Origin of the sequence: Acinetobacter sp. ACIN00229 (genome assembly GCF_016106645.1) — a bacterium.
Lineage (GTDB): Bacteria > Pseudomonadota > Gammaproteobacteria > Pseudomonadales > Moraxellaceae > Acinetobacter > Acinetobacter oleivorans.
The window spans coordinates 262,908-272,851 of the sequence record NZ_JADWOM010000004.1; the positions used below are offsets into that span (position 1 = coordinate 262,908).

General features: G+C 35.2%; 6 protein-coding genes and 1 pseudogene. All 7 read left to right on the forward strand.

Features of this window, described 5'->3' with window-relative positions:
- Positions 1 to 131 precede the first annotated feature (131 nt).
- The gene (locus I7H67_RS05615; protein ID WP_198307321.1) at positions 132 to 2,759 is read left to right on the forward strand and encodes a type VI secretion system Vgr family protein; all 2,628 of its coding nucleotides are present in this window, start codon (positions 132 to 134) and stop codon (positions 2,757 to 2,759) included.
- 1 nt (position 2,760) lies between these two features.
- The gene (locus I7H67_RS05620; protein WP_198307322.1) at positions 2,761 to 3,681 is read left to right on the forward strand and encodes a hypothetical protein; all 921 of its coding nucleotides are present in this window, start codon (positions 2,761 to 2,763) and stop codon (positions 3,679 to 3,681) included.
- Positions 3,674 to 6,352, forward strand: a complete 2,679-nt coding sequence (locus I7H67_RS05625) for a T6SS effector BTH_I2691 family protein (RefSeq protein WP_198307323.1) — start codon at positions 3,674 to 3,676, stop codon at positions 6,350 to 6,352. The genes I7H67_RS05620 and I7H67_RS05625 overlap by 8 nt, the downstream gene beginning before the upstream one ends.
- 2 nt (positions 6,353 to 6,354) lie before the next feature.
- A complete protein-coding gene (locus tag I7H67_RS05630) occupies positions 6,355 to 7,110 on the forward strand; it encodes a putative type VI secretion system effector (RefSeq protein WP_198307324.1) in 756 nt (251 codons plus the stop codon).
- The gene (locus I7H67_RS05635; protein ID WP_198307325.1) at positions 7,103 to 7,831 is read left to right on the forward strand and encodes a putative type VI secretion system effector; all 729 of its coding nucleotides are present in this window, start codon (positions 7,103 to 7,105) and stop codon (positions 7,829 to 7,831) included. Before I7H67_RS05630 ends, I7H67_RS05635 begins: the two co-directional genes overlap by 8 nt.
- Positions 7,832 to 7,882: 51 nt before the next feature.
- Positions 7,883 to 8,660 (forward strand): annotated as a pseudogene (locus I7H67_RS05640) (putative type VI secretion system effector).
- A 16-nt stretch (positions 8,661 to 8,676) separates the two neighbouring features.
- Positions 8,677 to 9,582, forward strand: coding sequence for a tetratricopeptide repeat protein (locus tag I7H67_RS05645; RefSeq protein WP_198307326.1), 906 nt, complete (start codon positions 8,677 to 8,679; stop codon positions 9,580 to 9,582).
- The last annotated feature ends 362 nt before the right edge of the window (positions 9,583 to 9,944 follow it).

Consider the following 9,944-nt stretch of genomic DNA (forward strand, 5'->3'; position numbering starts at 1 on the left):
TTTATATTTGTCACGGATAGCATCCCCATTCATTCGTGTATTCAAATGGTTAAGTTTCTCTTTACAAAATAGACAGATGTTTCTGTATTTTATAAAATAATGCCAATCCTGACAAAGTTTTCATAAAAAAGATGTTATCTCATATACATAGAATTCTAGAAGATTTGGGTATCAGCTCGCAAAAACGCGTGCTTCATATTCAGTTTTCTAATCCATCGTTGAATACTCAAGTCTTTTTACAAAGTATTGAAGGACAGCATCAACTAAATGAAGGACTAACTGCTGATTTATTTTGTCTTTCTACCAATGCCCATATTTCATTAAAACAATTTATTGGTTGTCAGGTTGCAGTCGATCAAGTAACTGATCAGGGGCAGCTATTTAGAACTACAGGAATTATTACAGAAGCCAGTCAGGGGCAGAGTGATGGTTCATTAACATTGTATAAACTGAGATTACAAGACCCGACTGCGCTATGGCATAAACGCCGAAATAGCCGTGTATTTATGAATAAAAGTGTACGGGACATTACTGAAATTCTATTTACTGAGTGGCAGAACAAAAGCCCGTTGTTTGCTTCAACCTTAACTTTGGATTTAAAAAAACTAAGCCAAGACTACGATGTTCGACCTTTTGTCATGCAAAGTAATGAAACGGATTATGAGTTTTTAACCCGACTTTGGCGTAGTGAAGGCATTAATTGGTTAATTGATGAAGCTCACTTGTTTGCCACTGATAGCTCGGATGAGATTCAATCACAAAAGTTACGTTTAATTGATAGTAATGAATCATATTTAGCATTAGACCGAAGAAATATCCGTTATCACCGTAGTAGCGCTGTTGAACAACAAGACAGTATGACAAGCCTTGTGCCAACTCGAAGCTTGCAATCTACAGCCGTGCATGTGCAACGCTGGCAGGCTGATGCTTTAAGTCAAGAAGAAGGCATGGGTAGTGTTCAGTCAAAGCATAGTCATAGTGCTAATCAGGATAATGCGAGTTTAAGTCTAGAACATGCATGGCATGTCAGTCCTGCTTGGATGCAAGACTTAAATGGGGAAGACCAAGCCACTGCATCGGGTCACCAGCAGTTAGAAAAACTCAATCAGAATCTATCTGATTATTATGCATTTCAATCAAAATACTTTCATGCACAAACCACGGTACGTGATGCGCAAGTGGGCTATTGGTTTGAATTGGATGAACACCCTGAAATAGATACGCATAGTGGATCAGACAAAGAGTTTCTGATTGTTGGGAAAAGCTTCTATCTGCAAAATAATTTGCCTAAAGATTTGCAACAGCAAATCAATCAACTTTTTAGCCAAAGCCCATGGCAAAACAATCAATCAGGGCTAAATGACCAGACTGAGCGTCAGGTTAATGAGCTCATTCTGTCGCGTAGAAATATTAAAACTGTTCCTGAGTACCATCCGTTAGAGCACCGTCCAGCTGCTTACCCGCAGCGCGCTAGAGTGGTGGGCTTGGAAGGCGAAAGTATCCATGTTGACCAATGGGGGCGCATTAAAGTTCGCTTCCTATTTACCAGAACTGACGACCATAGTCATGATGGTGGTGCAGGAAGTAACGATAATGACACCGATTCGGCTTGGGTCGATATATTAACCCCGTGGGCAGGCGCGGGTTATGGCGCACGTTTCTTGCCTCGCGTGGGCGAGATCGTGGTGATCGACTTCTTTGACGGCAACATTGACCGCCCGTTTGTGGTAGGACGCATTCATGAAGCTGAACGCCACCCGACCCAGTTTGACCAGAAAGGCAAGTTACCTGACACTAAAAAACTCAGCGGTATCCGCTCAGAAGAAGTCGATGGTAAAGGCTTTAATCAGCTACGTTTTGATGACACCACAGGCCAAATCAGTGCCCAGCTACAAAGTAGCCATGCTGCAAGTCAGCTAAACTTGGGTAACTTAAGCCATCCAAAAGATAAGGCGGAGAGTGAAGGTCGTGGTGAAGGTTTCGAACTCAGAACAGACCAGTGGGGTGCAGTAAGAGCAGGCAGTGGTTTACTCCTTAGTACCCACAAGCAGGATCAAGCTCAAGGTGTACACCTAGATGCAAATGAGGCCAAACAACAAATTGAAGGCAGCCTAAATAATGCCAAGGCACTCAGTGAAGTTGCTAAAAATCAGCAAACCGACCCGTTAGATATGCTTGAGAATATTCAGACTTTCTTAGAAGTTCTCAAACAAGAAGATCCTAAAAAAGCTGCTGAGTTTCAATCAGCAGTGATGCTGCTGGCATCTCCAAAAAGTATTGCTGTAAGTAGTAATGAAGATATACACCTTAGTGCAAATGGACAGCTCACTCAAAGTGCTGGTGACAGTATTAATATCAGTACACAAAAAAATATAGTGGGTCATGCGAGTCAAAAAATAAGTCTGTTTGCCGCGCAAGAAGGTGCTCGGCTTTTTGCTGGTCAAGGTAAAGTTGAAATTCAGGCACAAGGTGATGCCTTAGATGTCATTGCTCGAAAGGGCGTACAGATTACGTCAACCGAAGACACAGTTTTTATTACTAGTCCAACTGAAATTAATCTGACTGCAAATGGATCTCAAGTTAAGTTGAATGGTTCGGGTATTTTCCCTGTTACGGGTGGTAAGCTTGAGGTGAAAGCAGGGCAGCATTTATTTATGGGGGGCTCATCAATAAATCCACCTGCATTAGATTTACCTGACTGTTCTGCTAAACAGTCAGATGCAGCTAAAAATGGATCAGCAAAAGTGATATTAGACTAAGATGAAGCTTTTATTTTCTAAAGATGAATTAAATTCTAAAAAGTTAAGTAATTTAATATCAAACATATTTGAACAAAATGGTCATATTAGTTTTTTATGCGATGAGACTTTATTGAATGGATTTTTTGATGAGTTTATCGAAAAGTTAAAAGATTATGAATTGGAACCAATAGAGATTGCAGCTGGCGCTAAAAAAAATAGCCGTCCAGCTCTTTTCTTTATAAAAATAAAAGTGAAAGAAGATCTAGCAAATTCATTAGACTTTATTACTCATACATTATTAATGAATTTAGATCAAAATGAGGATGGTTATTTTATTCATGGATTTAGCAAAATTGTTGATCTAAAAATTGCAGTTCAAACTTTTAAAAAACTTGTTATTGCAAAGGATACAAACAATAAATTTATTTTTCGTTGGTATGATCCACGAGTGTTGGTTTACTTGCCCGCAATAATTGATAAGAAAAGCGAACGAATTGAATCATTTTTAGAGAATTGGCATTTTGTTTTTTTTAACGGTTTGTATGAGGTGAAAATTCAGGAAAAAAGGTCGCTTTTTCCTCTTACTTTTACAAATGCTGAGTCAGCAAAACTAGATTTAATTGAGTTATCGAATACGGTGATTAAACAATCTCTTATATATGACGAGAATTTATCGATTCGTCAAGATGAGATATTAGATTCACTTCATCAAGCAATAACACATTATGGAATTTTACATGTAACGGATCTCATTGCTTATGGAATGTATTCCGTTATTTTACATAGAAATTTTATAAAAAGTCGTTTGATTTCAGCCATACTTGATCATTATTGGGTTGATAGAAGTAAGGCCAACTCATTTACCAAAGCAATGGACTATTTAGAAGAAAATCAATATTCACAAGTTATAAGAGAATGTAAAGAGAGCTACCATGGCTAATGATAAACCGACTTTTGCGAAACAAATGAAAAAATTTGGAACGCCAGCACAACAAGAGCAGAAAGTAGTTCAAAAGTTAGGGGTTAGTCCAAACCCAAGCAAAATTAGTCAGCAGGCTGCCGCATCGACGACTCAGAATAATAAAATACCAGTCACTCAGATGTCTAAAAAGGAATGTACTAACTTTTGTCGCCCTACAGGTATAAATATATTACCTCTTAAATATTCGGTAGCTCGTTTAGGAGTAAAACCATTACCGGCACAATTAGGGGCCAATGTTACTAATGTTTCACTTAAGGAATATAAATATACGGTTCGAATGATTGATTCAGGATATATTTACTTACTCATAAAAAGAAAATCAGGGAAAAAAGAGTGGGTTGCGTATATTACTAATAAAAAGGGCTTTCATCAGGAGTTTGCTATAGGGGGTAAAGCTCCAATTGTTGCTCAAGATTTTGCATGCAATAAAGCTGGACATAGTGCTAATGCTTCTTTAATTACTATTCCTTCGGTAAATAATGATGATGCCCAAACGGTCTATTTACTTCATGCTCACGCTCCACTCACCAAAAAAATGAGAGAACAATTTGAAAAAAATGCTGATCAGTATGCAACTTCAGGCTACTGGCAAAAAATTGATGTAACAAAAGGAGCTGTCCAGCAACATTGTCTTTCTAGTGCCCAGTTAAGTGCTGTTACATTACCTTTGGAATCATATGGTTCTGCTCGTTGGGGAGCAATAAACAAGAAATTTAGTGAGAAACCGAAAGAGCATATTGGTGTTGCGCTCTATGATCCGATTGGAATTACTTCTAAATTAAATGAAGATCGTAATATATTAAGCTTTAAAGGGGTTGATAGCTTCTTAAAAGAAAATAAAGACGGCTTTAGCAACGAACATAAGCTTCAAACTATGACTTTGATTGATAATATCGAGTCTACTTTGAAGCAAAATTTGATAAGTGCAAAATTTAAAAACATTGAAGCTAATAAAAATACAACGTTAGGTCATTTGCAATATGACCCAAGAATTACAGCACATTTGGATAAGAAAGCTTTAGATCAAGTCAAGAAAAATGTTGAGAAAACTGCCGAACAACATAAAGTTAGCGCACATCAAGAAGCAATCGTGCAAGGGAATAAAGCTTGGGGGAAATATCGAGAAGAACTCGATATGGATGCTCTAGATAAATTTCGCAAGGATATCGATAAAAAATCTGAAGAAAGTTATGCTGCTGCGGCTCGCTATGTAGATGATCATTATAACTGGTTGGTTTCTTCTAATCTTTTAAAAGGTCTATTCTATTTTGATCAAAGTGAAGAATTGAAAGAGGGTAAAGTATCAAAAGAAAGCAATGGCTTTATTTTTCATGCAGTCATTATGGATTTAATGTATGGCATGAATTTATTGCAGAAAGGTAAGGATTTATTAAATAAATGGATATGCGAAAAAAAGGTTCCAGATAAAAACTTGTTCTTGAGAGCTTATTGTTTTAATAACAAAGTCTTGATGGATGAGTATGCTAAGATATTTGAAAGCCCAAGTTCAGCAAAAGACTTACTGGATTATAGTAAACAGAGTTTTAGTATGTTTACCGCAGCCGATGCTGCCTTTGATAGTTGGTTGGGTAGTATTGAGGGGAAAAAGTTTATCTCGACAAATGACTTTAAATGGCCAGATAAACTGTTTTACTGGATATCTTTGATGCTGAATACGGCTCTAAAAGAGTTTGGCGATATACGTTTAAGAACAATAAATATTAGTACAATTACTATAATGGCACGTGAAGGTGCTCAAAGGCATACAGCTCAATTGTTATATTTAAGGTCAGGAAATTTAGCTCAACAAGTCCCATTAACGAGATTGATGTATAACCTAGAATTTAGAAACGCTGCAATAGCATCTTTACCGCAAAGTGGTATAGCTTATACTTATCGCAATACTAGGGCGCTAGAAATTAAAAACTCGGTGTCCTTAGCAGTTAAAGGACAACCTGATATTACCAAAAACCGAATACTTGCTATCGTAGGGGTTTTTGAGCTCCTGAATTTTTATTTTCAATATGATGCTTGGAAATCTGATATTAAAGATAAGCCAGAGTTATCTTTACAATTAACGGGTGCTTTGTTTACTTTAACCTCTGCTACTTTTGAGATGTTAGGGGAGGTTTGGTCAAAAAAAGGAGTAACTGTAGCTAATTCAACTGCCGCACTTAGAATTACTGCAGGAGGGATGGGGGTAATTGGTGGAATTATAGGCTTGGTTGTGGATAGCAAGAATCTTAAAGATACAACTAATAATACCTTAAAACTTTTGTTAACTTTTAAGATAGCGGCTAATTTTCTATTAGCTGTAAGTCAAACTTTGGTTTTTACAAGTGTTGTTGTATCTCATATAGAGTGGCAATTAACTAAAAAATTATCAATAAAATTAACTAGTAGTGTAATTGTTGCAAGATTAGCAAGTGCAAGATTCTTGGCAGGGATCAATATTATAACTATTGGTCTTGTTGCACTTGAATTTGCATTAAAGAATTGGGTTTTAGATGATGCTTTAAAGGATTGGTGTCAAAAATCTGCCTTTCATAAAGCAAAAAGTGGTGAGAAGCCGTTTAAAACTGCAGATGAAGAGTACGAAGAGTTTAATAAGGCAATAGTGAGTGTTTGATTATGTATGATTTAATTAAACTTGAAGGGCGTATTCAAAAACTAGAGGTGCACGACAATATCCTGAATACCTTAGATCAAACTGGAGATAAACAAATCACTTCATCTGCTATTTTGTCTACTGTTTCTAACAATATATCCTTAAGTGCACAAACTGTATTTCTAGCATCACAAAGCCGTTTACATGTACAGTCTGTTGTTATAGAAATAGATGGAAAAATCTGCATAGGTAAATTTCATCGTGCTCTAATAGTTGAAAATGAATATGTTATTTGTGTTGCTAGGCGATTAGAAAAAAATTTATATGAACTCTATTCTATATTGAGCCCTAAAACAGGCTTACTTTATATGCAAGTCGGTATGGGGGCTTCCGTTAAGAAGTATAAGGCCTCAGCTACGAAAGGAGCTAAATTTTTATATGCTCTTACTGTAGTTATGATGATAGGACTATTCATATATATAGATGATTATTCTATAGATAACTTTATAATCTTTGGTGGAGTTATTATTTTATTTTATTTTGTAATTATTTTTATTATGAAGGGGACTGTCAAATCCCTCAAACATTTTTCAGAGAAATCAGAAGAAATATTTAAAATTTATGGTTTCGAAAATCCAGCAGAAATTTTTTTATTATCTGGACGCCACTATAGTGATGATTATAAAATTCTTTTAGAGTCTGTATATGAATATAGAAAGGTTATTAAAAAAGATCCATACCCAGAAAACTATATAGAGCAAAAAGAGCGGAATGTATGATTTATTAAAATTTGAAGGTCGCATTCAAAGATTAGAGATTTATGATGACTCTTTAAGTGCATTTGGAAAGTCTGGTGATGCTCAAATTGCATCTTCAGCGATTTTGAGTGGTATGGCAGAAAATGTTTCATTGTCTGCACAAACTGTATTTCTCGCTTCACGTAGTCGTTTACATGTCAAATCAGTTGTTATGGAAATCGATGGTAAAGTTTGCGTAGGGCAATTCCATCGTGCGTTATTTGAACATAATGAATATGTCATTTGTGTCGTAAGACGTCTTGAAAAAAATTTGTATGAACTTTATTCAGTATTGAGCCCTAAAACAGGCTTACTTCATATGCAGGTTGGGATGGGAGCTTCTATTAAAGCTCATCAGACTTCTATAGCTAAAGGTAGAAATGTTTGGTACGCAATAACAATTTTATTAGGATCTTTAATTTATTTTTGGGCAAGAGGTTTTAATCAGGTTGATATATTAATTTTTTTAGGAGTGGCTATTTTATTTTTTATTATTAAAAATGCATCCAACTCATTAAAACATTTTTCAGAAAAGTCAGAACAAATTTTTAGTTTGTATGGCTTTAAAGATCCGCAAGAAGTTTTTTTATTGCCAAGTCGTTATTTGAGTGAAAAAGATCATTTGTTACTAGAATCAGTATATGAATATAGAAAAGTTATTGAAAGTGATCCATATCCAGAAAGCTATATAGAGCAGAAATAAAAGAATGGGGATAATAACTAAAGGCTAAAAGGTTATTTAAAGGTAAAGATTTTGAAATTACATCTTCAACTGGTTCAGGGCCCAATCCATTCTCTAGATAAAGCCAAATCTAAAATACCTGTAAATCAGGATATGGGTGGCATCGCAGCAGGTACCGCTTTTGCAGGTGTACTTGCTGGAAGCAGCTCCTTACTCACAAGCTCACCTATTTTATTAATGGCTGGAAAAGCAAAAGATGGGATAACTTTTACAGGTGAAATAGATGGATATCCAGTAATAGGGCAATTTACGACAACACGTTTTGAAGAAAATGATGAGTTGATTGCTGTAATTAGCGAAAAACCTGTGAATGGGCGTCATCAAGTTTATGCAATTCTCGACCCGAAGTCTGGTTTATTATATATGATTTATGAGATGGGTCGTTCAGTAAAAATGGGATATAGAGCTATTATAATGCAGTCTTGTTTTTTTTAGTGCTCTGTCATTTGGCTTGTTCATGGTGATACTTATATTCAGTTTTATCTCTTCTTCTGATTATTCTGGTGAGAGTATAATATTCTTCTTTGAGGCAGTGCTTATAACATTTTTTATTTCAGTTTCATTTTCTATATTCATAAATTATTTTAGTTTTCGAAAATCATACGAGAATTTTGGCTATTTATCTGAACAAATATTTGAAAAATTAGGTTTTGAAAATCCAAAAGAACAGGATTTCTATAATGATTTTTTAACGGATGATGGTGTCCAGATTAGTGTAATGAAATATAGAAAAAATCTGAAAGGGAAAGACCCTTATCCAGAAGATTATTTTGATAACAAAAATTTTTGACGTAAAAGGTTGTTTAATGAAACTTAGATTGTTTGTCATTGCCCTAATATTAGTCACATCTGCATGTAGCCAACAGAAAGAAGAATACACTCACGGAACTTTGACTAAAGATTATAAAGATGTATCTGAATATAAGTCTAAACCTGATCTGGAAAAAGCTGCGAAGGCAAATGATGCAGAGGCTATTTTTGTATTGGCATCTATGTATGCTACAGGCGAAGGTGAAAAATTTGATTCAAAAAAAGCATTGGAATTATTTGAGAAATCTGCACAACTAGGCTCTTCAAATGCCATGCTTCAATTAGGACTGATTTATCGAAATGGCAATGAAGTTGTTAAAAAAGATGATCAAAAAGCTTTAATTTGGTTTGAAGAAGGAGCTAAAAAGGGAAATCCTTCCGCAATTCACAATGTTGGGTTGGCCTATTACAAAGGTTTAAATGTAAAACAGGATAGAGCAAAAGCTTTTACATATTTTATTCGATCTGCTGAATTAGGACTCATACAATCCCAGCCGGTAGTTGCTGCTCAATTATATGTAGGTGATGGTGTTGAGAAAGACATCAAAACATCTTTTAAGTGGTTATTAAAAGCTGCTGAACAGGGAGATCTTGAGTCACAAAATAATGTAGGCTTGGCTTATGAGCGAGGTGATGGTGTAGAGCAAGATCCGCTTCAAGCACTTGTCTGGTTTAAACGCGCTGCTGATCATGGACATGCGCTAGCGCAATATAATACTGCTCTTAAATATTATAATGGTGCAGGTATGAAACAGAATTTAGATGAATCAATCCGATATGCAGAAATAGCTGTGCGCAATGGAAATAAATCTGGAGCAGAGTTGTTATTTAATATTTATTCGGATGATAGTAGTTCAAAATATAGTCCTGAAAAAGCTAATTATTGGAAGTCTAAAATATAAATCTATACTTAAATAAAAGTTCTTTTGAGTGGAAAGGCCTTTTTCTTTTTCTCTAACTTAAAACTCGCAATATTCTTTAAAACTATAACGCCAAATAGTTTAATTTTTTTGATATTGAGTGTGGTTTTGAACTATCTAAGAACTTGACCTCAAGAGAAAGATGGTTACTCATGAATCTATGAGTTTTATTGATTTTACTTGCTCTCCCAGAGTGAAATAAAAATATACTAAATAGACAGATTAGTCTTGACAAGTTAAATTTTATTTACATTGAATTTTACTTTCATAAATTTGAAATGTATCTTTTGCAATCATTTAATCTGTTCTATCGTTTAAATCAAATGAAATATTTTTAAGAAAAT

What these genes read in the sequence shown, in the direction of transcription:
- I7H67_RS05620 (WP_198307322.1), top strand. Translation starts at nt 2,761, where the DNA reads ATGAAGCTTTTATTTTCTAAAGATGAATTAAATTCTAAAAAGTTAAGT.
- I7H67_RS05635 (WP_198307325.1), top strand. Translation starts at nt 7,103, where the DNA reads ATGTATGATTTATTAAAATTTGAAGGTCGCATTCAAAGATTAGAGATT.
- I7H67_RS05615 (WP_198307321.1), top strand. Translation starts at nt 132, where the DNA reads ATGTTATCTCATATACATAGAATTCTAGAAGATTTGGGTATCAGCTCG.
- I7H67_RS05645 (WP_198307326.1), top strand. Translation starts at nt 8,677, where the DNA reads ATGAAACTTAGATTGTTTGTCATTGCCCTAATATTAGTCACATCTGCA.
- I7H67_RS05630 (WP_198307324.1), top strand. Translation starts at nt 6,355, where the DNA reads ATGTATGATTTAATTAAACTTGAAGGGCGTATTCAAAAACTAGAGGTG.
- I7H67_RS05625 (WP_198307323.1), top strand. Translation starts at nt 3,674, where the DNA reads ATGGCTAATGATAAACCGACTTTTGCGAAACAAATGAAAAAATTTGGA.